Source organism: Sulfitobacter sp. TMED3, from assembly GCF_002167505.1.
Classification (GTDB): Bacteria; Pseudomonadota; Alphaproteobacteria; order Rhodobacterales; family Rhodobacteraceae; genus Sulfitobacter; species Sulfitobacter pontiacus.
The window spans coordinates 12,695-35,148 of record NZ_NHBI01000005.1 but is presented as its reverse complement, the minus strand read 5'-3'; the positions used below and the strand labels follow the sequence as shown (position 1 = coordinate 35,148).

The window sequence follows — 22,454 nt, the reverse complement described above, 5'->3', positions numbered from 1 at the left end:
CGGCGTACGCTGCGGTTAGGCGTGGTTAACCCTTTGTGCATAAATCTTTCCCCCTGCCGGCCAAGCGCCGGAGTTTTGCAATTCATGGGGGGCGACATCGCAACCCGACGAAGGGGATGACGATGAACAAGGCAATCACGGACGGTNTGCTACTGACACCTGCGGCTTTTGCGCAAGGCTTGGATGTGTANTCAAGCGGNGATGGCACGGCGGGGTCTGATACCTATGCCAATGCCATAAATGCGGCGTTTATCCCTGCGGATCAGGACTTTGGCGGGGCGCTTGAGCTGATAAAAACGCAATCCACNCAAAAGCTGCGATATATGGGGCAAACGCCACTTTTGCCGGGGTGTTACCTGCGGATCACGGCGCGGGTGAAGGCGATCAGTGGGAATCTACCGTCGGTGCGGATCGCGGGGTATCCGGCGCTTGGCAATGGCAGCCGNGCGGGCGGGCTGGTNGAGGCCGGTCCGGCGGTGACGCTGACCAGCTANGGCGAGGTGGTCGAGGTCAGCGCGATTGTCGGGTCGGGGCTGCGNGGCGGGGTCGATATGGTCTGGGGCANNGCNCCGGTCTATGGGCATTTCGGGCTGGANCTNACGGGGCAGAATGGCGGGGTCGTTCGCATTGACGATTTGCAGATCGAGGATGTGACGGGCGTNTTNCTGCGNGACATGCTGGCACAGGTGGATGTGCGGGACTATGGCGCGGTGGGGGATGGCAGCACCGATGATACGGCGGCCTTTGTGGCGGCGAATGCGGATGCGCAGGGGCGCAGCGTGTTGATCCCGCGNGGGACGTATCTGCTGAACGGGGACGTGACCTTTGACGCGCCGACGCGGTTTGANGGGACGGTGACCATGCCCGCCAGCGCGATCCTGCTGCTGCGGCGCAACTTTGATCTGCCGAATTATATCGAGGCTTTCGGGAATGAAGAGATCGCNTTTCGNAAGGCGTTTCAGGCGNTGCTGAACAATGCGGATCATGAATCGCTNGATCTGGGCGGGCGCAAGGTCAACGTGACCGGCCCGATCGATATGCAGGCCGCNACGCCCGAACGCAGCAGCTATGCCACGCGGCGGGTGATCCGCAACGGCCAGCTTGAAGCGGCNACGAATGGCGATTGGGATACGGTCACGGTGACCTCGCAAGCCAGCTATTCGCCCTCGGATGCGCGCAAGCTGACAAATGTGGTGAATGTGGCGAATGTGCCTGTGGGGGCNNTGATCACGGGCAATGGCGTCGGGCGCGAGATTTATGTGCGCGCCAAGAACGTCGCCACGCAAGAGATTACCCTGAACGCGCCTTTGTATGATGCGGCGGGGACGCAGAATTTTACCTTTACGNGGTTCCAGTATCTGCTGGATTTCAGCAACTACAGCCAGCTGAGCAAATTCGTTCTGGATGACATCGAATTCCAGTGCAACAACGTGGCCAGCGCCATCAACCTTGCGCCATCAGGGACGATTTTCCATGTGCGGGACTGCTTTATCTCGCGCCCGAAGGATCGCGGTATCACGTCGATCGGNGGGGGCTGTCAGGGGATGTTCGTGGACCGTTGCCAGTTCCTGTCCGCCGAGGATGCCTTGGACGTGCCGGACCGGACCACGATCGCGATCAACTGCAACGCCAATGACGTNAAGATNCGCGACAACCGTGCCACCCGCTTTCGCCATTTTGCGCTGCTGGCGGGGCAGAATAATATCGTCACGGGGAACCACTTCTTTCAGGGGGATACGGTCAAGAACGGCGTCCGCTCTGCCGGGTTGATCCTTGCGGCNCAGCACACGGCGAGCGTGGTCAGCGGGAANTATATCGACAATTGCTTTGTCGAATGGACCAACGAACAAGACCCCGCGCCGGACTACAGCAGCGAGTATTCTTTCAGCTCCCTGTCGATCAGCGGTAATATCTTTCTGTCGGGTGAGGTGGCCCCGTGGTTCAGCTATATCGTGCTCAAGCCCCATGGGGCGGGTCATGTGATCAATGGGCTGACAATCAACGACAACCGCTTCCGCAGCATCAACGGGTTCATTGATCGGGTCGAACGNATCGATACNAGCTTTGCNGATATGGATTTCTCGCGNATGCGCAATATCGAGATGACCGGCAANTCGTTCCACGGCATCCANAATCCGGTNTCGAACCCGGTGCAGGTTGAACATACCGAAGCCAGTCTGGCCAAGACCTGGGTGGTGGATATTGCCGACCGCTTTCCGTTCGGCGGGTGGGCGATTGCGGTGGATAGCATCACGATGGACGGGCCGGTGCGCAACGGATCGAATGTGGCGCAATACAGCGTNCCCTATGTGCTGACGGATCANGGTGCGGATCGNGATCTGCTGCATCTGGTCTGGAGCACNAGCGTCAAAGGGTCGATCTTTATGCAGGCGCGCATGGATAAACGCTAGAACTCGCGCCAGAGCGAGAGTTTTAGCGCGGGGTTGGAGGTGTCGTTGATCAACGTNTCTGCCCCGATCTGGAAGCGGATATCGGGGCGGCTTTTCAGCGGGCGCATNACGATAGAGGGCGCGACAGAGGTGGCGCTGGCGGCAGAGGTCGANGCATAGTAGATTTGCAGCATTCCCGAAAACCGGTCGCCGAAGTTGATGCCTATGGTGCCGTCGACTTTGGCGAGATGCTCTTGCAGGTAGATGTCCCACGCGAGGGAGCTGTCGATGGTCACCCAGCCGTGTTTCTGCCCCAGCGTATAGCCGCGGCCCCAAGACAGCCCCGCTTTGACATTGGGATAGACCGCATCCCCCACCCATGCCGCGCCGAACCCCAGCTCTGCCGACCAGACGTTNGGGCGGTCGCGACGGCCTAAGGGGCGGCGCAGGAAGACCGACCCAAATCCCGATTGCAGGCCGATGGAACTGGCGAGAAANCCGACCTCTGCCCCCAGGGTCAGGTCGTCGCGCACGCCATATTCCATGAAGGTGCTTTCCGAAATGTCGTAGNTGCGCGTGACGTTTACCGTGGTGGAGGTGAAGCCCGTGCCCTTTTCGCGCAGCCACGCGCCGCCCTGTGCAGGGGTGGGAAGCTGCAGTAAGCCAAGCAGGAGGATCGGCCAGTAGCGCATGGGATACCCTTTCGGCGGGTAGCTTGGCGCGTCATGCTTAACAAATTACTTACGGACCTTTGGGGCAGCATGAGAAAAGGCCCGCAGCAATGCTACGGGCCTTTGTCAAAACCTGTGTGCGTCGCTTAGACGTTGACGCTGCCGCCGCGTGGGCCAGCGATCAGCCATACGATAAAGCCGACGACCGGGAAGATCAGGACGCCAAGAATCCAGAGGATTTTCGCAAGCCCCGAAGCGCCGGAGGTGAAGATTTGATAGATCGCGTAGATGTCTGCGATCAGGATAATGAGTCCGAGAAGGCCGAATTCCATTGTAAAGCTCCTAGGTTGTAATCTGCATTACTGTCTGGGGTCACAACTTCCCGTTCGGCCCAGATGTTCCCGAAAATGTTACTGGAACCATTTCCCGCTTCGCCGAGTTGCCCTTGCATCGCCTAGAACGGCAAGTGAATTTGGAAGGAAATACTATGAAGACCTCTACCGCAGTAATCGCAGGCCTTGCCGCAATTCTGGTCATCGCATTTGCGATCTTTTTCATCGATATCGATCAGACTGAAGAAGGGTCGCTGCCGGATGTTGATGTGTCCGTTGAAGGCGGCAACCTGCCCGAGTTTGACGCACAGACCGGTTCGGTTTCCGTGACTGAAGAAGAGGTCGACGTTGAAGTCCCCGACGTTGAAGTGACCACCGAAGAGAAAACGATCACCGTCCCCGGTATTGAGGTTACTCCGCCCGCAGGTGACTGATATCGTTTGATGGTTTGAACGCAGAAAGCGCCCTCTGATTTGGTCAGGGGGCGCTTTTGTTATGGGAGAGGGCTTAGTTGCGGGTCAGTTTGGTCGCGGGTTTCGCACCGTTGTCGCCGTCGGAGGCGAAGGTCAGCGTGACTTTATCGCCCGCCATCAGGTCGGACGGAACAAGGGTTTTGGCATCCAGCGTCCAGGATGATTTGTCTTGCAGGACGATGATATTCGCAAGGCGGTCATAGGCAAGGATCGTGCCGGTTGTCTCATCGGCAAAGGCGGGGGCAGAGAGGGCGGTCAGGCCCAGTGTAGCAAGGGCGATCAGGCGCATTTGGGATCCTCCGGATAAAGCGCAGACTCCGAATGTGGGGTGGGTGCGGGTGCAAAGCAATCACCTTGCAACGGGCGCATGAAAATAATTATGCGCCAAGCCGTAACAGGGGAACTGCGGGCGGGTGGACGGGTTGTGCCGCTACATCCAACTGACAGGAGACAGCGATGAAAGCCCAATCGAAAGCTCAACAACGCGCCGCCGGTGCAGCCCTGTCTGCCAAGCGGGGCGAGACCAAGGTCAAGGACCTGCAAGGCGCGTCGAAAGATATGTACGACAGCATGTCGGAGGACGAGCTGGAGGAGATGGCCTCGACCGACCATGACGGGTTGCCGGACGAGGTGGATGACTAGACGCGCCGCCTAGCGTTTTTTGCCGCCGTAGCGGGATTTGCCACCGCGCATCCCGCCGCGACCGCCGGTTGATCGGCCCGACGCCTTTTGCGCGTCGTCGACGGCTTTTTCGACAGCGTACTGACGCGCCATCGGATCGTCGGCGATGGCCAGATCGACAGATTCGAGCCGCTTGACCTCGTCGCGCAGGCGTGCGGCTTCCTCGAATTCGAGGTTCTCGGCCGCTTTGCGCATATCGGTGCGTAGCCCGTCGAGCACGGTCTGCAGGTTGCCGCCGGCGAGCGGATTGTCGATCTTGGCCGTGACGCGGCTCATGTCCACATCGCCTTTGTAGAGACCGGCGAGGATATCATCGACGTTCTTCTTGACCGTTGTCGGCGTGATCCCGTGTTCTTCGTTATAGGCCAGCTGCTTGGCGCGACGGCGGTCGGTTTCGCCAATCGCACGCTCCATCGAGCCGGTGATGCGGTCGGCGTACATGATCACGCGACCTTCGGCGTTCCGCGCGGCCCGCCCGATGGTCTGGATCAGCGAGGTCTCCGAGCGCAGGAACCCTTCCTTATCCGCATCGAGAATCGCCACCAGCCCACATTCGGGAATGTCCAAGCCTTCGCGCAGAAGGTTGATCCCGATCAGCACGTCGAAAGCACCAAGCCGCAGGTCGCGCAGGATTTCGATACGTTCGATCGTGTCGATATCGCTGTGCATATAGCGCACGCGGATGCCCTGTTCGTGCATGTATTCGGTCAGGTCTTCGGCCATGCGTTTGGTCAGCACGGTACATAGCGTGCGATAGCCGTCGGCGGCGACCTTGCGCACCTCGTCCAGCAGATCGTCGACCTGCATTTCGACAGGGCGAATCTCGATCTTGGGGTCGATCAGGCCGGTGGGGCGAATGATCTGTTCGGTAAACACACCGCCGGATTGTTCGATTTCCCACGCGGCGGGGGTGGCCGAGACAAAGACCGACTGCGGCCGCATGGCATCCCATTCCTCGAACTTAAGGGGGCGGTTATCCATGCAAGAGGGCAGGCGGAACCCGTGTTCGGCCAGCGTGAATTTGCGTCGGTAGTCGCCTTTGTACATCCCGCCGATCTGCGGCACGGAGACGTGGCTTTCGTCTGCAAAGACAATCGCGTTGTCGGGGATGAATTCGAACAGCGTGGGGGGCGGCTCTCCGGGGGCGCGGCCCGTGAGGTAGCGCGAATAGTTCTCGATCCCGTTGCAGACGCCGGTGGCTTCAAGCATCTCGATGTCGAAGTTGCAGCGCTGTTCAAGCCGTTGCGCTTCCAGCAGCTTTCCTTCGGCGACGAGCTGGTCCAGCCGCATCCGCAGCTCTTTCTTGATGCCGATCACCGCTTGGTTCATCGTTGGTTTCGGCGTCACATAGTGGCTGTTCGCATAGACGCGGATCTGGTCGAAAGTGCCGGTTTTCTCGCCGGTGAGCGGGTCGAATTCGGTGATGCTTTCCAGCTCTTCGCCAAAGAAGGACAGACGCCATGCGCGGTCCTCAAGGTGGGCCGGAAAGATTTCAAGGCTGTCGCCGCGCACGCGGAAAGTGCCGCGCTGGAAAGCGGCGTCATTGCGTTTATACGCCTGCGCGATCAGGTCCGCGATCACTTGGCGTTGGTCATAGTTGTTGCCGGTCTTGAGGTCCTGCGTCATCGCGCCATAGGTCTCGACCGAGCCGATCCCGTAGATGCACGACACCGACGCGATGATGATCACGTCATCGCGTTCCAGCAGCGCCCGCGTGGCAGAGTGGCGCATCCGGTCGATTTGTTCGTTGATCTGGCTTTCCTTCTCGATGAAGGTATCGGACCGCGCGACATAGGCTTCNGGCTGGTAGTAGTCGTAGTATGAGACGAAATATTCCACNGCGTTGTCGGGNAAGAACCCNTTGAATTCGCCGTAAAGCTGCGCCGCCAGCGTNTTGTTCGGCGCGAGGATGATCGCGGGGCGCTGCGTTTCCTCGATCACCTTGGCCATCGTGAACGTCTTGCCCGTCCCCGTGGCCCCCAAAAGCACCTGATCGCGTTCGCCCGACCGCACCCCTTCGGACAGTTCCTTGATCGCCGTGGGCTGGTCGCCNGCGGGTTCGAATTCGGTCGCCAGNTTGAACTTCTTGCCGCCCTCGAGCTTGGGGCGCTCGCGCACGTTGGGCGCGGGATTGGCAAGATAGGCGTCTTTGCGCTCGGGCAGACTGTCAGAGTGGGCGTAGGCCATAACATCGTCCTTTGGGGGTGTTCCCTAAGGTGTCATGTTTTCGCGCGGGTTCAAGGGGCNNAGCCTTGCNCGACGCGCATATGTCGCTTTCGTCGCNGGCTTATTTGGTCAGTCGCTTGCGGTTGGCNCTNACCTTTTTGCTGACCGGCACCATCGCGGCCGAGAAAATCTGGTCGGGCGTGCCCCCGGCAAAGGCGGCTTTGGTGGCCGCCTGATAGGCTTTNGCCATGGCGGGGCCTTTTTCATTNACCATGCGGGCGTTCTCTCCGCGGGTCTGGGGAAGGGCNCCGGCCATCCCCAAAAGCCTAAGCGTCATAACGGCTTGGGTGTCGATCATCAGCTTGGCGAGGTTGGCATTGAGCGTCATCAGGGTCAGGGGGTTCATGAGAGGTGCTCCGATTGCATGAAGTCAGTCTATGCTGCGCCGCAGCATATGTAACGCGAATTCGGCACAAATCACTGTGATGCCTTGATCCTTGGCCGTATTTGGCTGATAAACCGCCTGATCACAGCGGAGATTCAGCTATGCGCGCGCGTATTTATCAGCCTTCCCGAACTGCCATGTCCTCTGGCACGGCCAAAACCCGTGTCTGGTTGCTGGAATTCGACCCAGAGCACGCGCGCGAGATTGACCCGTTGATGGGNTGGACNTCNTCNAANGACACGCAAACGCAGGTGCGNTTGCAGTTCGCCACCAAGGAAGAAGCGGTGGAATACGCCCGNGACCACAACATCGACGCGCTGGTGCAAGACCCCAACAAACGCCGCGCAAATGTCCGCGCCGGCGGCTATGGCGAGAATTTCGCCACAGGGCGCCGCGGGGCCTGGACGCATTAACTCTTTCTACGTTTTCTTATGCTAGGCCCGTGACGGGCGGTGTGAGCNATACATATTNACAGGGCGGCCNCTCNCACGGTCGCCCGTTTTCATTTCGACCTGCTGAACAGATGCGCAAAGGTACAGAAACATGACGATCACCCAACTCGTGACCCACTCAGGCGGTTTTCANGCGGATGAACTCCTATCCTCTGTCATCCTGACGCGGCTGTTTCCAGACGCCACGGTNCTGCGCAGCCGCGACAAGGCGCTGATCACACCGGCCGAGGGGCGCATCATCTACGACGTGGGCGGTGACTTTGATGCCGANGCAGGGATTTTCGATCACCATCAACGTCCCAATCCNCTGCGTGAAGACGGGCAGCCCTATAGCTCTTTCGGGCTGATCTGGGCGCANTACGGGCATGATTATCTGCGCGCGCTCGACGTGCCCGAGGCGGATGTGAATGCCATCCACGACAGTTTNGATCGCGGNTTTGTTCTGCCGATNGACCTGCTGGATAATGGTGCCGTCAACGCGTCAGAGGCGGGGCCGCTGTTTGCCGGTCTGACCTTGCCCGCGCTGTTGGAAAGCCTGAAACCCGTCTTCGATGACCGCGAGGAAGGCGTGGACGACCGCGCCTTTGCCGCCGCCTTGCCCATTGCGCGCGCCTTTGTCGAAGCGTCGATCCGTCGCAAAGCCGCCAAGTTCCGCGCCGAAGCGATGGTCATGACCGCCATTGATGCTGCGGGCGAGGGCCATGTGCTGGACCTGCCCATGGGCATGCCGTTTCGCGGGGCCGTGGTGAAGGCGGGGGCGGATCATCTGNTGTTCGTCATCCACCCGCGCGGCGAGGAATGGACGCTGACAACGATCCGGTCGGGGGATGATACGTTCGAGAACCGCGCTGATCTTCCGGTGGCTTGGGCGGGTCAAAAAGACGCCGCGCTTGAGGAAGCATCGGGCGTCAANGGGGCAAAGTTCTGCCACAACGGCCGCTTTATCGCCGTCGCCGATAGCCGCGAGGCGATTTTGCAGATGGCCGACATCGCGGTGAAGGAAGCGCTGGCAGCGTAACNCGCGCGGCGGGCCTTTTGGTCGCCCGCCTGTGGCCTGCGTTCCGGCTTGCCCCCGTGGCNCGCGCGATTACACTGCGCGTTCAGCCATCGGGGGGCGTGACGCGTGAACAGCCAGCTTAGACATTTGCCACAGATCGATACGCTGTTGCAGCAACCGCATGTGGCGTCTTTGGTTGCGACCTACAGCCACGACGAGGTGCGCCGCGCCCTGCGCGAAACGCTCGACCAGCTGCGCCGTGATATTCGGGGCGGCGGGGTGGTCGGCTTGCCTGATTTCGCCAGTGAACTCTTTTCCCATAGCCTTGCCGACCGGATAAAGGCAGCCCGCCAGCCGAACCTGCGCCCTGTCATCAATGCCACGGGTATCATCATCCACACCAATCTGGGCCGCGCCCGTCTTGCCCCCGAGGCGNTGCAGGCGATGGACCAGATCGNTGCGCGGCCTTCGAACCTTGAGCTGAACCTGAAAACCGGCAAGCGCGGGTCGCGCTATGACCATGCCGAGGCGCTGATCTGNCANNTGACNGGCGCAGAGGCGGCGCTGATCGTGAANAACTGNGCCGCGGCGGTNGTCTTGGCCCTGATGGGCACNGCNGCNGGGCGCAAGGTGATCGCCTCGCGCGGGGAGCTGATCGAGATTGGCGGGTCTTTCCGNCTGCCCGATGTGATCGCGCAAAGCGGTGCAGAGCTGAAAGAGGTCGGTGCCACNAATAANACGCGGCTTAGCGATTATGCCGATGCGGTGGACGAGGATACGGCGGTTCTGTTGAAAAGCCACACCAGCAACTTTCGNATNGTGGGCTTCACCTCTGCCCCGTCNCGCAATGATTTGGCGCAACTNGCGGCGGAGCGGGATCTGATCCTGATGGANGATCTGGGCAGCGGCGTGCTGATTGACCTTGCCCCCTTTGGGCTGCGCGACGAACCCGTGGTGGCGGATATCCTCAAGGCGGGTGTCGATCTGGTCATGTTCTCGGGCGACAAGCTGCTTGGTGGGCCGCAGGCGGGGATCATCGCGGGACGGGCGGATATTATCGCGGGGCTACGCAAGCACCCGTTGCTGCGGGCGTTGCGCATNGACAAGCTGTCGCTNGCCGCGCTCGAGGCGACCTTGCGTCTNTACCTGCCGCCCCATGATCCGCTGGCGCGGGTGCCGGTCTTGCGCGCGCTCTCGCAGCCTTTGGCAGAGGTAGAGGCGCGGTCGCAAAGGCTCGCGGGTTCCCTCGCTGCGGTGAAGGGGCTGGATGTTGAGGTGATGGCGTCAGCCGCCTATGTCGGCGGCGGGTCGCTGCCGCAGCAGGACNTGGACAGTTTCAGTGTCGTCGTGGCNTCTGCCGCGCTGNCTGCTGAANCCCTNGCGGATCGTTTGCGGGCCGGGGTGGTGCCCATTGTCGGGCGTATCCATCAGGGCAAGCTGTGGCTGGACATGCGNNCGGTNANGGATGACGAGCTGCCCGATATCGTCGCGGCGCTGGGCGCGATCGCCGCCACATGACATCGGCCTGCGTCATTGTGATCGGCCATGTGGATCATGGCAAGACGGCGCTGGTGCGCGCGCTCACGGGGATGGAGACGGACCGGCTGGCCGAGGAAAAAGCCCGTGGCCTGTCGATCGCACTGGGCTTTGCCCATTGCGAGATGGCGGGTGGGACGCTCGACCTGATTGACGCGCCCGGGCACGAGGATTTCATCCGCACCATGGTGTCGGGTGCGAGCGGCGCGCAGGGCGCGATGCTGGTCGTCTCGGCCGTGGAGGGCATCGCGGCGCAAACGCGCGAGCATGTGCAGATCGCAAGACTGTTGCAGGTGCCCGTGGCGGTGGTCGCGGTGACCAAGGTGGATTTGATCCCCGAGGCGACATTGCCCGCCCGTCTGGCGGAAATTGCGGATACCCTTGCCGCGCAAGGCGTTACCGGGGCCGAATTGGTGCCTTGTTCGGCCACGACCGCTGGCGGGACGGATCATCTGCGGCAGGTCTTGGCGCGGCGGTTCAACGCTTTGCCCGCGCGGGCCGCGCCGATGGGGGCGTTCCTGCCGGTGGACCGCGCGTTCACACTGGCGGGACGCGGAACGGTGGTGACGGGCACGCTGCTTGGTGGCGCGTTGGCGGTTGGCGCGGCGTTAACCGTGCAGCCAAGCGGTGCGGCGACGGTGGTCCGTGGCCTGCAAGCACGCGGCGCGGCGCGGGAGAGGGTCGCGGCGGGCGAGCGGGTCGCGGTGAACCTGCGCGGTATCGCGCTAGAGGATATTGCCCGCGGCGATGTGATCTGTACGGGCGGGCAGGGGGCGACGCTTTGTATGGATGTGTGGTTGACCGTCTCTGACATGGCACCGCGACCGGTCAAACATATGCAGGATTTGCGCGTGCTGTGGGGCACGGCGCATGAGGTCGCGACCCTGCGGCTGATGGGTGGTGGCCAGATCGCGCCGGGGGGCGCGGGGCTGGGGCAGTTGCGCTTTAGACGCCCCGTGGTGGGGTTCGCGGGGCAGGCGGCGGTGTTGCGCCAGCTTTCCCCTGCGNCGACGNTGGCGGGTGCGGTGATCCTTGACCCGCAGGCCACGGCAGTCGGGGCGGGCGACAGACGGCGGTTGGCGGTGATGCAGGCGGCACAGCAGCAGGATGGNACCGCCCTTGCCTCAGCGCTTTGTGCGCAGGGGCGCGGGGTGGCGCTGTGGNCTGATNTTGTCCGGTTGGCGCGCTGCGATGCGACGGCTGCGCTGCCCNCNGGCGTTGTGCGGTTATCGCCGGAACATATCGCGCTGGCTGACGATCTCGCCACGGTGCAAACGGCGGTGGTGGCGGCTTTGCAGCGCTTTCATACCGACCACCCGATCAAGCAGGGGGCGGCCCTTGCGGTACTGCAACGGGTGACGCCACTGCGGGGTTTGGTGCCTTTCGCCCAAGCTGAATTGCACAGGNGTGGAGAGGTTGTTTTGCGCGACGGTTTGGTCAGTCTCGCACGGCATGACCCCTTTGCAGCACTTGCCCCGCAACAGCTTGCCCGCTTGACCGAGATCGAAGAGAGTATGCGCACAGGCGGCACCTCCCCCCCNGATGTGCGGCAGTTCGATGCGCCTGANGACGCGGATNTGATCGCGCTGATGGTGGCGCAGGGGCGGTTGGTGTCCTTGGCGAATATCGCGCTGAAACAACAAGTCGTGTTTCACGCGGCGACCATCGGTCANGCGCAGCGGAGCCTTGCGGCAAGCTTCCCCCCGCCCACGGCCTTTACCACCAGCGAGGCGCGCACCGCTTTGGACACCAGCCGCAAGTTCATCGTGCCGCTGCTTGAGCATCTGGATGCGCTTGGCATCACCCTGCGGATTGGTGACACGCGGCAGATCGCGCCGCAGNCGCATTAGGCTTTCGCTTGCCCTGCGGCAGGGCTACGGTGTGGCAACGCGGAGACGACCGGAGTCTGGTGGCTTCCCTGGTCTTCAAAACCATGGACGCGTCGATACGGCGTGTGGTGGGTTCGATTCCCATCCGTCTCCGCCAAGCTGTCTGGACATGCCTGACGATCCCCCACAGTATGCAGCGGCATACTTGGGAGGGGGCGACATGAGTGATCGGAAACCGGAATTTACCCTGAAGGATCTGCAAGGCGCGGCCCACNNTTTTGACGGCACGGGCCCTGCGCTGNTCTGTTTCGTNAAAGAGGATTGCGAGACCTGCAATATCGCGGGCCCGGTGCTGCAGGCGCTGTCGCAGGCCTATGGCGATGCGGTGCGGTTTCTGGTGCCGGGGCAATCCGGCGAGAAGAACGGCGATTTCGCGCAGCGCCACGGGCTGACCATGCCGGTGCTTGAGGATGCGGGCTGCAAGACCTCGTTCGACTGGGATTTCGAGATNGTGCCCGCGCTCTACTGGATNGATGAAAGCGGCGCTGTCGTGACCCACTTCGAAGGCTTCGTGCGCGATGACTGGCAGGCATTGTCCGACCAGATGGCCCGTGCGACGGGCAAAGCTGCGGCGCAGATCGATTGGGACAGCNTGCCCGCCTGGCGNCCNGGATGCGGGTCGAAACACTTTGACCCCGAGGTCTACGACGCGCTGCGGGCAGAGGCCGAAGGCAGCCGNNTGCGCGCCCGCAAGGTNGAGGTCGCCAGCGGCGATGACATGGCGGAATTCATGTTCGATCAGGGGTTCTCGGACGGGTTGCCCNTGGTGCCGCCGACGCCNGAACGGGTGATCCGCATGNTGGAAGGGACGCATCGTGATCCGCAGGATGTNATNGCCACNGTGCCGCCNAANATGGGTATCGCCACGGTNGAAAAGATCGCGATCAANGCGGTGATGGCGGGGTGTAAGCCCGAATATCTGCCCGTNGTNATCGCAGCCGTCGAAGCTGTCTGCACGGATGAATTCAACATCCACGGNGTCACCGCNACNACNATGGGCGCGGCNACNGTNATGGTGGTGAACGGNCCNNTCGTGGACAAGATCGGNNTGAACGNNGGCNTGGGNGCNNTGGGNGCNGGNAACCGTGCCAATGCCACCATCGGGCGCGCNNTGCGGNTGATNATNCGNAATGTNGGCGGGGCGACCACNGGCGGGGTNGAACGNTCTGTNCTGGGCAATCCGATGAAATANACNATGTGCTTTGCGGAGAACGAGGCGGCCTCGCCATGGGAGCCGCTGCATGTAGAACGCGGGTTCAAGGCGGAGGATTCGGTCGTGACTGTCTTTGCCATGACGGGCGGGCCGGTGCATCTGGTGGACCAGACCTCGCGCAGGCCGGACCAGATCGCGGGGTCGTTGGGGCAGGGGCTTGAAGGGGTGTTCCTGCCGAAGATGCACAACCTGCCGATTGACGCGCTGCTGGTGGTCTGCCCCGAGCATATCCAGACGCTGACCGTCGATGGCCCCTACTCCAAGGACAGGCTGCGCGACCGTATCCAGGAGGTCACGGCGCGCCCCTTGTCGGAGATGGTGCAGGATGACCATTCGGGCGCGGGTATCCCCGTGGCGGACGCGGAACGCATGGGGCCGGAAAAACTGGCGCAGTTGGCCCCTAAATTTGCGGGCAAGGAATATATCCATATCGTCGTGGCCGGTGGCGATGCGGGCAAATTCTCGTCCGCGTTCCACGGGTGGGCCACCGGGGAGGTGGGGTCGATTTCCGTTTCCAGAAAGATCGATCTAGGCTAGCTTTCACAGCAGAGGAGGACGTGAATGACAATAATTCTTGACCCGACGGACGAACGTGTCCCCGTCGCGCGTCAGATCAGCGAACGGTCCGGTTCGGTGCAGGGGGTTGTCGGGCTGCTGAACATCAGCAAGCCGCGCGGCAATATCCTGCTGGATGAACTGGACAGGTTGTTGACCGAAAACGCACCCGGCGTTGAGATCCGGCATTATACCAAGCCGACTTTCGCCAAGCCGTGCCCCGACACGCTGCGCCACCAGATCCGCGATGAATGCGACTTTCTGGTCGAAGGGCTGGCGGACTGAGGATCATGTACCACGTGCAGTATGCACGATACAGTCTGGTTTGAAATCCAGGGGATCCCGTCTGTTTCCATTGCTTCAAGCGTGTTTGGCCAAGCCGCGGAAACGCAGCGCAAGGCCTTAGGCATGGAGGGCGCGCGCTATGTGCTGGTGCCGCATCCTATTCAGGATGCCACGGACGACGAAATGCGAGCCAAGGCGCGTGAGGCGTTCGACCAGATCATCGGGGCGTTGCGCGACGCGTGAGTGACGTGAAAGACATAGACGCAAAAGACATAGGGCGGCGCGGGAAACCTGCGCCGCCTTTTTTTTCGCGGGCGAGTGTTGGGCGGGCGTTACAGCTCGGTCAGCCAGTGCAGCTCTGACAGGTCGTCGTTGATCCAGATCATCGCATCGACGCTGTCCGCTTCTGGTGGGTGCGCCAGCAGTTGCGCGGGGATTACTGTGGCACGGGCCAGCGCCCGCTCTAACGGCTCGCCCACGGTGTTGTGCATATAGCGCACGGCTTGCAGCAGGGTCAGGTCGGCCCCGGCCAGCGTTCCGTCGGCCAGCGTCAACCGTCCGTCGCGGCGCAGGATCTCGCGGTCGTTCAGGGTGAAGCCGGTGATATCAGAGCCGCCAGTCGCCATCGCGTCGGTCACCAGAAACACCTCTGCCGCGCCGCGGTTGGCGGCAAGTGCGGCGCGGATCATGGCCGGATGGACATGCACCCCGTCGGCAATCAGGCCGGATGCCACGCGCGGATGATCAAGCGCCGCCCCCACCAGCCCCGGACTGCGCGCGTTGGCTTGGCTCATGGCGTTGAACAGATGCGTCGCCATGCGGGCACCGGCGTCGAAGGCGCTCATGGCGGTGTCGTAGTCGCAATCGCTATGGCCCAGCGATACCAGCACGCCCGCCTGCGTCAGCGCCGCGATCTGATCGGGGGTGGCGTTTTCGGGGGCGAGGGTCATCATCAGGTTCGGGATCCGGGCCACGGCATCGGTCAGCATCGCCATATCATCGTCAGACAGGGGGCGGATCAGGCTGCCGTCATGGGCACCTTTGCGGGCAACGCTCAGATGCGGCCCTTCAAGGTGGAGCCCCGCGATACCCGGCATGCCCAGGTGCAACGCCTCTGCCACGGCGGCGATGGCGGCGCGGCTATGGGCGGGGGTGTCGGTGATCAACGTGGGAAGAAATGCGCGGGTGCCAAGCCGTCGGTGCGCGGCGGCCATGGTGTGCAGTGTGTCCAGATCGGGCGCGCTATTGAGCATCACGCCGCCCCCGCCGTTCACTTGCAAATCCACAAACCCGGGGGAAAGGATGCCCCCGTTCAGCCTCCGGGTTTTGGCCCCCGTCGGCAGCGCGGTCAGGGATGTGATGCGCGGGATGCCGTCGGGGTGCACTACAAGCGCGTGACCGGTCAGCAGATCGTGCCCGTCAAAAATGCGCGCGCCGGTATAGGCGGTGAGGGGTGCGGTCATGCCCGCGCGGCGCGCAGGGCCAGTGCGACTGCCCCATCCAGTGCACGGCCTTTGGTTTCGACCAGATGGGCAGTCTGCGTGTCGGGCAGATAGGCGGCGTAATGGGGGCCGACGCCGCCGGTCAGGCACAGCGGGCCGCCGGGTTGATGGTCTAGCGCGATCAGGGCGCGGGTCAGGTAATCGGCCCCGCTTGCCATCAGCGCCCGTCCAATGCTGTCGCCCGCCGCGGCGGCCTGTACCACATCGGGGGCGAGGGTGGCGAAATCGCCGGGCCGCGCCTTGAGGCTGAACTGCACGATGCCCGCGCCACCGCCGAATTTATCCAGCATCTGCTGCGACAGGGGGCTGGCGGGGGTGATCCCGTCGACGACGAGCAAGGTCTGCTCCAGCACGCCATGCCCCAGCCACGCGCCCGACGCCTGATCCGAGACCTGATAACACCAGCCGCCGATACAGGTCTGCACGCCGGCCTTTTGGCGGCCCACGATGGTGCCGGTGCCAAGGGCGATCAGGTGGCAGTCCTGCTCTCCGACGGCACCGACGATGGTGGTGGTGGTGTCTTCGGTCACGACGGATTTGGCAAAGGGCAGACCCGCCTGCACGCGCGGGCCCATTTCCGGCCCCGTGTATCCGGCGAGCCCCAGATGAGCCACGGCACGGGGCATGTCGGCGACATCCAGACCGGCGCTCTCTATCGCGTTGCGTGTCGCGGTCAGCACGCTGTCGATCGCGGTGGCGCAATCGGTGCTGACATTCGCCCGCCCGCCTTTGCCTTCGGCAAGGATACGGCCATCGGGGGTGGCAACAGCGGCGCGGCAACCGGTGCCGCCTCCGTCAACGCCGATCAGGAAAGGAGGGTCTATTTGTGTCATCCGAATTGTTTAGGGCACCTGTTTTGGCGGGGAAAGACAATTTTCGCCATTCGTTTTACCCATGGTCGCAACGGGTTTGCAAATGGCACATGCGCGTGATAAGTTAGCGCTAACATACTCACGTCTTTGTAGGAAGGCCCTTAGGCCCACCCACGTCACGAAGGAAAGCATGATGTTGAACGATACCGTAGCCCGTGTCACCGACCGGATCATCGAACGCAGCGCGCCAAGCCGGGGTGCCTATCTGGCGCGGATGCGCCGCGCCGCCGAGGAAGGGCCGGCACGGGCGCATCTTTCGTGCAGCGGGCAGGCGCATGCCTATGCCGGTGCGGGGCAGGATCAAGCCGCGCTGGCGACGCAATCGGCGGGCAATATCGGGATTATCACGACTTATAATGACATGCTGTCGGCGCACCAGCCTTTTGAACGCTTTCCGACCCTGATCCGCGACACCGCGCGCGCGGCGGGCGGGACGGCACAGGTTGCAGGCGGCGTGCCTGCCATGTGTGATGGCGTGACCCAAGGCACCCCGGGGATGGAGCTGAGCCTGTTTTCGCGTGACATCATCGCCATGGCGGCGGGCGTCGGGCTTAGCCACAACACTTTCGATTCCGCGATCTATCTGGGGGTCTGTGACAAGATCGTGCCCGGTCTGGTGATCGCGGCGCAGGCTTTCGGGCATCTGCCGGCGGTGTTCCTGCCTGCGGGGCCGATGACCTCGGGCATCTCCAACGACGAGAAAGCGATCGTGCGCCAGAAATTCGCCGCAGGCGAGGCCACGCGCGAAGAGCTGATGGCGTCGGAGATGGCGGCCTACCACGGGCCGGGCACCTGCACCTTCTATGGCACCGCCAACACCAACCAGATGTTGATGGAGTTCATGGGCCTGCACCTGCCCGGTGCGTCCTTTGTGAACCCCAATACGCCCCTGCGCGATGCGCTGACCGTTGCGGGGACGCAGCGGGCGCTGGCGATCAGCCATCTGGGCAATGAATACACACCCGTTTGCGATGTGCTGGACGAAAAAGCCTATGTGAACGGCATCGTCGGCCTGCATGCGACGGGCGGGTCGACCAACCTGCTGATCCACCTTGTCGCGATGGCGCGGGCCGGTGGGATCGTGCTGGACTGGCAGGATTTCTCGGATCTTGCCGATGTCACGCCGCTGCTGGCGCGGGTCTATCCGAACGGCTTGGCCGATGTGAACCACTTCCACGCGGCGGGGGGCTTGGGCTTTATGATCGGTCAGCTCATGGCGGGCGGCTTGCTGCATGACGAGGTCAAGACCATCGCGGGCGACGGGCTGTCGCGCTATACCCAAGACCCCAAGCTCAAGGATGGCGCCGTCGAATGGGTCGCAGGCCCGACCGAGACGCTGAACGAAAAGATCGTGCGCCCCATTGGCGACCCTTTCCAGCCCACGGGCGGGTTGAAACGTCTGGCGGGGAACCTTGGCAATGCGGTCACCAAAGTCTCTGCCGTGAAGCCGGAGCATCACATCGTCGAAGCCCCGATCCGCGTGTTCCATGATCAGGAAAGCGTGAAAGACGCCTATCGCAATGGTGAGTTCAACGAGGATGTCATCGTCGTCGTGCGTTTTCAGGGGCCCAAGGCCAACGGCATGCCCGAATTGCACAGCCTGACGCCGGTGCTGGCGAACCTGCAGGCGCGCGGGCTGAAGGTGGCGCTGGTCACCGACGGGCGTATGTCCGGTGCCTCGGGCAAGGTATTGAGCGCGATCCACGTGTGTCCCGAAGCGGTGGACGGCGGGCCGATTGCACGTTTGCAAGACGGTGATATCGTGCGCGTCGACGCCCGCGACGGGCAGCTGACGGTCCTGACCCCCGGCGCGATGGAGCGCCCGGTCGCCACAGCTGATCTGTCGGGCAATGAATACGGGCAGGGGCGCGAGCTGTTTGCCACTTTCCGCAACACGGTTGGCCCGGCTGATACCGGCGCCAGCAGCATTTGAACCTGACCAGAGGATGATCCGATGACCCCGCAAGACGCCAGCGCCGCTGCCTATGCCATCTGTAAACGTGCCCCCATCGTGCCGGTCCTGGTGGTGCATGACGCGCTGCACGCCCGCCCTCTGGCCGAAGCTTTGGTCGCAGGCGGCTTGCCCGCGCTAGAGGTGACGCTGCGCACCGATGCCGCGCTTGAGGTCATTGCCGAGATGGCAAAGGTCGAAGGCGGCGTTGTCGGGGCGGGCACGTTGCTGACCCCCGATGATGTCAAACGTGCGGTGGATGCGGGCGCGACCTTTGGGGTGTCGCCCGGTGCCACGGATAAACTGCTGCAAGCGGCCGAAGATCTGGGTCTGCCGATGTTGCCCGGTGCCGCCACCGCGTCAGAGGCGATGCGTCTTTATGAACGCGGCTATGATATGCTCAAGTTCTTCCCAGCCGAAGCTGCGGGTGGGGCACCCTTCCTGAAATCGCTGTCCTCGCCGCTGCCTCAGGTGCGGTTCTGCCCCACGGGTGGCGTGAGCCCTGCCAATGCGGAAAGCTACCTGTCGCTGCCCAATGTGGTGTGCGCGGGCGGCAGCTGGGTCGCGCCGGACAATCTGATGCGCAAGGGCGATTGGGCGGCGATCACCGAGTTGGCCCGCGCCGCCAGTACCCTTGGCAGCCGCGGCTAAAGCGACGCCGCCGCGCGGCTGGCCTGATCATACTGTCCCGAGATCGCGCGCAGCTGCGCCGCGATCTCGCGCAGGTCGTCGCCTTTGATATCGGTGCGCCCCATGCTGTCGATCAGGCAGGTGTTGCGCACCGCGCGGTAGGTCTCTATCAGCTCGGCCCCGCTGGCGGAGGTGCGATAGAACACCTCTTTTCCGCGTTTCTCGGCCTCTAGCAGGCCGGATTTCAGCAGTTTGCGCAGCGCGTAGTTCACCGTATGCGTATCTTCGATATTCAGCAGAAAGCAGATGTCCGTCAGCCGTTTTTCACGGTCGCGGTGGTTGGTGTTGTGCAGCACCAGTATTTCCAGCGGGGTCAGGTCGGCATTGCCCGCCGCCGCCATGCAGCGCGACATCCAGCGCGAGAAGGCGTTGTAGGCGATGATCATCCCGTATTCGAGCTCTGACGCCTCCCATCCTTCGCCCTCGGCAAGGTGACGGGACGAGACGATGCGGCGGGACGGGTGCGATTTTGGGTCTGACATCAGTGCCTCAAGGCTGGTTTTCACTGTCGTTATGTTAGCGAATTGTCGGTATCGCGCAATCCGTCTGTGCGCCAAGGACACGCCCGCCCGAGAAAAATGTACCAAGGATAGCGCGACGCGGCAGGGCGCGGTAGCAAAGGGGTAACGGGTGCCGACCCTTACAGCCATTGCGATAGGAGTGACGATGCTGCGATTTCTTGTACCGGTATTGGCCGCGCTTTTGCTTTTGCCCGTGGATGCACAGGCGACAGAGCGGGAACGCCTTGGCTATGGCCGTCTGATTTCCAATGATTCCATCGGAGAGTTTCGCGACCGCGAGCGCACGGGCTCCTATGTGTCGTCCCGCGTCTGGGGGCCGGCGTGGACGGGGCGCTTGCCGGACCGCTTTGGGCAGTTGATCGAGCTGCGTTTGGGGGTAGAGGTGCTGGCCCCTGCGAACCTGCGTCGCCCGCAAGCCGGATCGCGCCCCTGGGCCGGTGCCCTGTCCGTCGGAATGCACACCCATTTCGAACGCGATGCCGTGGAATACTCGGTCGGGGCGGCGATCTATGCGACCGGTCCGCAGACCCATCTGGATGATCTGCAACGGGGTATTCACGACATCATCGACGCGACCTCGCCATCTGATCGGGTGTTGGATAACCAGATCGAAGACGGCTTTCACCCTACGGTTCTGGTCGAGATCGGGCGCAGCTTTCCGCTTGGCGCGCGGACAAGCCTGCGCCCCTTTGTCGAGGGGCAGGCGGGCATAGAGACATTCGTTCGCACGGGCTTTGACCTGACCTTTGGCGACATCACACGCGGGGAAATGTTGGTGCGCGACAGCACCACCGGCCAGCGTTACCGCGTAGTGCAGAACCGCGACGCATCGGGCTTTGGCTTTGTCGTTGGGGCCGATATCGCGCGCGTCAGCGACAGCGTGTTCCTGCCGTCGGATCGTGGCTATGACCTGACCCCGCGCCGCGATCGTGTGCGTGCCGGGGTGCATTGGCAGGGCAAGCGGGCCTCGGCGTTCTATGGTCTGACGTGGCTGGGCAAGGAATACGAGACGCAGCCCGATCACCAGCTTGTCGGCTCTGTACGCATCAAGATCGACTTCTGACGCGCAGGCCCCGTACATCGGGTGATTCGTTCTTTCCAGCGGGGAACGGTTTTGATAGCCTTGGGGCAATAATAATACGACGAGGCACGAACAGTGGTCAAAACGGGCTTTCGAGGCACGTTTGTCATAAGCTGGTCGCAGACAGAAATAGACGGGCTGGACGCCGCACCGGTGCAATCCCTCAAGGTGGGGGCAGCCTGGGCATGGCGGGGCGATTCAATTCGCGTTGACGGGCCGAATGACGTGTTGCGGCTGGATCAGGCGGACGAGGCAGGGGATCTGCGCAGACGGGCTGCGCGGATGGTGCATCGTTTGGTCGGGGCCGCGCTGGACGGCACCACGCCGCCGCACCGGTCTTTCGCCAGCGACCGCGACACCCCGTTGATGGACAACAGCTTTACCGTGACCGACGGCGCGCAGACCTATCTGGTGACAGTGATCGAGGTCGGGCAGGGCAGCCAGCCGCTGCTGATGTTCCTTGACGCGCTGCCGCCGCGCAATACCGATCTGTGGGTCGTCGCGCATACGTTGAATACCGCCGCGGCGGATCGGGCGGCGCAATACAGCAGCGGCGTCATCTGCTTTACCCCCGGCACAATGATACGCACCGCCGATGGCGCGCGCCGGATCGAACAACTGCGCGAGGGCGATCACGTCCAGACGAAAGACAACGGCCTGCAACCCGTGCGCTGGATCGGTAGCCGCCGGATGAGCGGGGCGCGATTGTTCGCGATGCCGCAGCTGCGCCCCATCCGGTTTCGCGCCGGTGCTTTGGGGGCTGCGCAGCCTGACGCGGATTTGCTGGTGTCGCCCAGCCACCGGATGCTGGTGAAGGGGCGCGTCGCCCATGACTTGTTCAACACGGACGAGGTGCTTGTCACCGCGCGGGATCTGGTGAACGGGCGCAGTGTCACCATCGATGCCCATGCGCGCGAAGTGACCTATATCCATCTCCTGCTCGATTTCCACGAGGTGCTTTGGGCCAATGGCGTAGAGACGGAAAGCTTTCACCCTGCCTCTGCCGCGCTAGAGACATTGGACGCGACCGACCGCGCGCGGCTGCTGGATCAGTTTCCGCAGATCGCATTCGATCCGCATACCTATGGCGGCTATGCGCGGCGTAATCTGTCGATGTCCGAAGCGGCGATCCTCGCGCACGCCGCCTGACGCCGCCGGATCGCCTGCTTTCCTGGGGCGGGCCTAGCTGTCTGCCTTGCCCGCGATCAATGCCTGAACGATGGCTTTTGCGCTGTCGCTCGACCAATCCGCATCACCGCGCAGGCGTGCGATTTCACGTCCCTCGGGGTCCATGATCACGGTGATCGGCAGGCCGAAAATGCCCATCTGACTGGCCAGCGCCTGTTTCGGGTCCTGGTGGCGTGGCAGGCTATCGACGCCCGCATCCGCAAAGAACCGTTTGATCCCGTCGGGCGTGTTGCGGCCCGTGGCGATGGTCAGCACTTCGAAATCATCGCCGCCGAATTCCTTTTGCAGCGCGTTCAACTGCGGCATTTCCTTGCGGCAGGGCGCGCACCACGTGGCCCAGAAGTTGATCAGCACATATTTGCCCTGCCACGCCTCAAGCGTCGTCTCGCCGCCGTCATCCTCAAGCTGGAACGCGACAGAGGAGGTAGCAACGGGGGAATCGTGCACGACCAATTTCTTCATATCACCGTCGCGCAGGGGCTTGATGTCGGCGCTTTGCGCAAAGCTGGGGTTTGCACCAAGGGCAAGGGCCGTATAAACGAGCGCGAGCATAATCTTTTTCAT

The 22,454-nt window shown here is 62.7% G+C and carries 19 protein-coding genes and 1 tRNA gene; 13 read left to right on the top strand and 7 right to left on the bottom strand.

Features of this window, described 5'->3' with window-relative positions; translation table 11 throughout:
* The first annotated feature begins 122 nt into the window (after positions 1 to 122).
* On the top strand, positions 123 to 2,411 hold the full coding sequence (locus CBB63_RS01390) for a glycosyl hydrolase family 28-related protein (RefSeq protein ID WP_286697858.1): 2,289 nt from the start codon (positions 123 to 125) through the stop codon (positions 2,409 to 2,411).
* Positions 2,412 to 3,207: 796 nt separating this feature from the next.
* Here the strand turns inward: CBB63_RS01390 and CBB63_RS01380 are convergent.
* Complete coding sequence (locus tag CBB63_RS01380) at positions 3,208 to 3,393, bottom strand: PLDc N-terminal domain-containing protein (RefSeq protein WP_005851419.1); 186 nt, start codon at positions 3,391 to 3,393, stop codon at positions 3,208 to 3,210.
* Between the two features lie 155 nt (positions 3,394 to 3,548).
* Between CBB63_RS01380 and CBB63_RS01375 the strand changes: the two genes are divergently transcribed.
* Complete coding sequence (locus tag CBB63_RS01375; protein ID WP_074635974.1) at positions 3,549 to 3,827, top strand: hypothetical protein; 279 nt, start codon at positions 3,549 to 3,551, stop codon at positions 3,825 to 3,827.
* A gap of 73 nt (positions 3,828 to 3,900) precedes the next feature.
* Here the strand turns inward: CBB63_RS01375 and CBB63_RS01370 are convergent, their stop codons facing one another.
* Positions 3,901 to 4,155, bottom strand: a complete 255-nt coding sequence (locus CBB63_RS01370; protein ID WP_005851424.1) for a hypothetical protein — start codon at positions 4,153 to 4,155, stop codon at positions 3,901 to 3,903.
* Positions 4,156 to 4,322: 167 nt separating this feature from the next.
* Here CBB63_RS01370 and CBB63_RS01365 point away from each other — a divergent pair, with 167 nt between their 5' ends.
* Positions 4,323 to 4,508 carry a DUF3008 family protein gene (locus tag CBB63_RS01365; RefSeq protein WP_005851426.1) on the top strand — a complete coding sequence of 62 codons (186 nt, stop codon included), beginning with the start codon at positions 4,323 to 4,325 and terminating at the stop codon, positions 4,506 to 4,508.
* A 9-nt stretch (positions 4,509 to 4,517) separates the two neighbouring features.
* Here CBB63_RS01365 and uvrB read toward each other — a convergent pair whose 3' ends face one another.
* Positions 4,518 to 6,734 carry an excinuclease ABC subunit UvrB gene (gene uvrB, locus CBB63_RS01360; protein WP_286697856.1) on the bottom strand — a complete coding sequence of 739 codons (2,217 nt, stop codon included), beginning with the start codon at positions 6,732 to 6,734 and terminating at the stop codon, positions 4,518 to 4,520.
* A gap of 525 nt (positions 6,735 to 7,259) precedes the next feature.
* On the opposite strand from uvrB, the gene CBB63_RS01350 reads away from it, so the two are divergent.
* The 6 genes from CBB63_RS01350 (at position 7,260) to CBB63_RS01320 (ending at position 14,328) form a co-directional block, all read left to right on the top strand.
* A complete protein-coding gene (locus CBB63_RS01350; RefSeq protein WP_286697854.1) occupies positions 7,260 to 7,571 on the top strand; it encodes an ETC complex I subunit in 312 nt (103 codons plus the stop codon).
* A 130-nt stretch (positions 7,572 to 7,701) separates the two neighbouring features.
* Positions 7,702 to 8,628: an MYG1 family protein gene (locus tag CBB63_RS01345; RefSeq protein ID WP_286697853.1), complete on the top strand. Its 927-nt coding sequence runs from the start codon at positions 7,702 to 7,704 to the stop codon at positions 8,626 to 8,628.
* Between the two features lie 105 nt (positions 8,629 to 8,733).
* On the top strand, positions 8,734 to 10,125 hold the full coding sequence (gene selA, locus CBB63_RS01340; RefSeq protein WP_502695836.1) for an L-seryl-tRNA(Sec) selenium transferase: 1,392 nt from the start codon (positions 8,734 to 8,736) through the stop codon (positions 10,123 to 10,125).
* Positions 10,122 to 11,993 carry a selenocysteine-specific translation elongation factor gene (gene selB / locus CBB63_RS01335; RefSeq protein WP_286697851.1) on the top strand — a complete coding sequence of 624 codons (1,872 nt, stop codon included), beginning with the start codon at positions 10,122 to 10,124 and terminating at the stop codon, positions 11,991 to 11,993. The genes selA and selB overlap by 4 nt, the downstream gene beginning before the upstream one ends.
* Before the next feature lie 41 nt (positions 11,994 to 12,034).
* Positions 12,035 to 12,129 (top strand) — tRNA-Sec (locus CBB63_RS01330).
* A gap of 1,677 nt (positions 12,130 to 13,806) precedes the next feature.
* Positions 13,807 to 14,328, top strand: a complete 522-nt coding sequence (locus CBB63_RS01320; protein WP_258182285.1) for a UGSC family (seleno)protein — start codon at positions 13,807 to 13,809, stop codon at positions 14,326 to 14,328.
* Positions 14,329 to 14,417: 89 nt separating this feature from the next.
* Here the strand turns inward: CBB63_RS01320 and nagA are convergent, their stop codons facing one another.
* Positions 14,418 to 15,548 (bottom strand): N-acetylglucosamine-6-phosphate deacetylase, encoded by a 1,131-nt coding sequence (gene nagA, locus CBB63_RS01315; protein ID WP_286697849.1) that lies wholly within the window; start codon positions 15,546 to 15,548, stop codon positions 14,418 to 14,420.
* Positions 15,545 to 16,420, bottom strand: coding sequence for a glucosamine kinase nucleotide-binding domain-containing protein (locus CBB63_RS01310; protein ID WP_005851462.1), 876 nt, complete (start codon positions 16,418 to 16,420; stop codon positions 15,545 to 15,547). Before CBB63_RS01310 ends, nagA begins: the two co-directional genes overlap by 4 nt.
* A gap of 169 nt (positions 16,421 to 16,589) precedes the next feature.
* Here CBB63_RS01310 and edd point away from each other — a divergent pair, with 169 nt between their 5' ends.
* On the top strand, positions 16,590 to 18,392 hold the full coding sequence (edd, locus tag CBB63_RS01305) for a phosphogluconate dehydratase (protein WP_286697848.1): 1,803 nt from the start codon (positions 16,590 to 16,592) through the stop codon (positions 18,390 to 18,392).
* Between the two features lie 21 nt (positions 18,393 to 18,413).
* A complete protein-coding gene (gene eda / locus CBB63_RS01300) occupies positions 18,414 to 19,061 on the top strand; it encodes a bifunctional 4-hydroxy-2-oxoglutarate aldolase/2-dehydro-3-deoxy-phosphogluconate aldolase (protein ID WP_005851466.1) in 648 nt (215 codons plus the stop codon).
* On the opposite strand, the gene CBB63_RS01295 is transcribed toward eda, so the two are convergent.
* Positions 19,058 to 19,582 (bottom strand): winged helix DNA-binding protein, encoded by a 525-nt coding sequence (locus CBB63_RS01295; protein ID WP_174226595.1) that lies wholly within the window; start codon positions 19,580 to 19,582, stop codon positions 19,058 to 19,060. The two genes, eda and CBB63_RS01295, sit on opposite strands and share 4 nt — an antisense overlap.
* A gap of 184 nt (positions 19,583 to 19,766) precedes the next feature.
* On the opposite strand from CBB63_RS01295, the gene CBB63_RS01290 reads away from it, so the two are divergent.
* Both CBB63_RS01290 and CBB63_RS01285 read left to right on the top strand, forming a co-directional pair.
* Positions 19,767 to 20,684 carry a lipid A-modifier LpxR family protein gene (locus CBB63_RS01290; RefSeq protein WP_286697847.1) on the top strand — a complete coding sequence of 306 codons (918 nt, stop codon included), beginning with the start codon at positions 19,767 to 19,769 and terminating at the stop codon, positions 20,682 to 20,684.
* A gap of 93 nt (positions 20,685 to 20,777) precedes the next feature.
* Positions 20,778 to 21,851 (top strand): Hint domain-containing protein, encoded by a 1,074-nt coding sequence (locus CBB63_RS01285; protein WP_132997170.1) that lies wholly within the window; start codon positions 20,778 to 20,780, stop codon positions 21,849 to 21,851.
* 33 nt (positions 21,852 to 21,884) lie between these two features.
* Here the strand turns inward: CBB63_RS01285 and CBB63_RS01280 are convergent, their stop codons facing one another.
* A complete protein-coding gene (locus CBB63_RS01280; protein WP_237278356.1) occupies positions 21,885 to 22,454 on the bottom strand; it encodes a TlpA disulfide reductase family protein in 570 nt (189 codons plus the stop codon).

Bases quoted from the DNA above. Each gene is read 5' to 3' on its own strand.
- CBB63_RS01380 (WP_005851419.1), bottom strand. From the start codon at position 3,393: ATGGAATTCGGCCTTCTCGGACTCATTATCCTGATCGCAGACATCTAC.
- CBB63_RS01310 (WP_005851462.1), bottom strand. From the start codon at position 16,420: ATGACACAAATAGACCCTCCTTTCCTGATCGGCGTTGACGGAGGCGGC.
- CBB63_RS01280 (WP_237278356.1), bottom strand. From the start codon at position 22,454: ATGAAAAAGATTATGCTCGCGCTCGTTTATACGGCCCTTGCCCTTGGT.
- edd (WP_286697848.1), top strand. From the start codon at position 16,590: ATGATGTTGAACGATACCGTAGCCCGTGTCACCGACCGGATCATCGAA.
- CBB63_RS01290 (WP_286697847.1), top strand. From the start codon at position 19,767: ATGCTGCGATTTCTTGTACCGGTATTGGCCGCGCTTTTGCTTTTGCCC.
- CBB63_RS01370 (WP_005851424.1), bottom strand. From the start codon at position 4,155: ATGCGCCTGATCGCCCTTGCTACACTGGGCCTGACCGCCCTCTCTGCC.
- nagA (WP_286697849.1), bottom strand. From the start codon at position 15,548: ATGACCGCACCCCTCACCGCCTATACCGGCGCGCGCATTTTTGACGGG.
- CBB63_RS01375 (WP_074635974.1), top strand. From the start codon at position 3,549: ATGAAGACCTCTACCGCAGTAATCGCAGGCCTTGCCGCAATTCTGGTC.
- CBB63_RS01365 (WP_005851426.1), top strand. From the start codon at position 4,323: ATGAAAGCCCAATCGAAAGCTCAACAACGCGCCGCCGGTGCAGCCCTG.
- eda (WP_005851466.1), top strand. From the start codon at position 18,414: ATGACCCCGCAAGACGCCAGCGCCGCTGCCTATGCCATCTGTAAACGT.
- CBB63_RS01295 (WP_174226595.1), bottom strand. From the start codon at position 19,582: ATGTCAGACCCAAAATCGCACCCGTCCCGCCGCATCGTCTCGTCCCGT.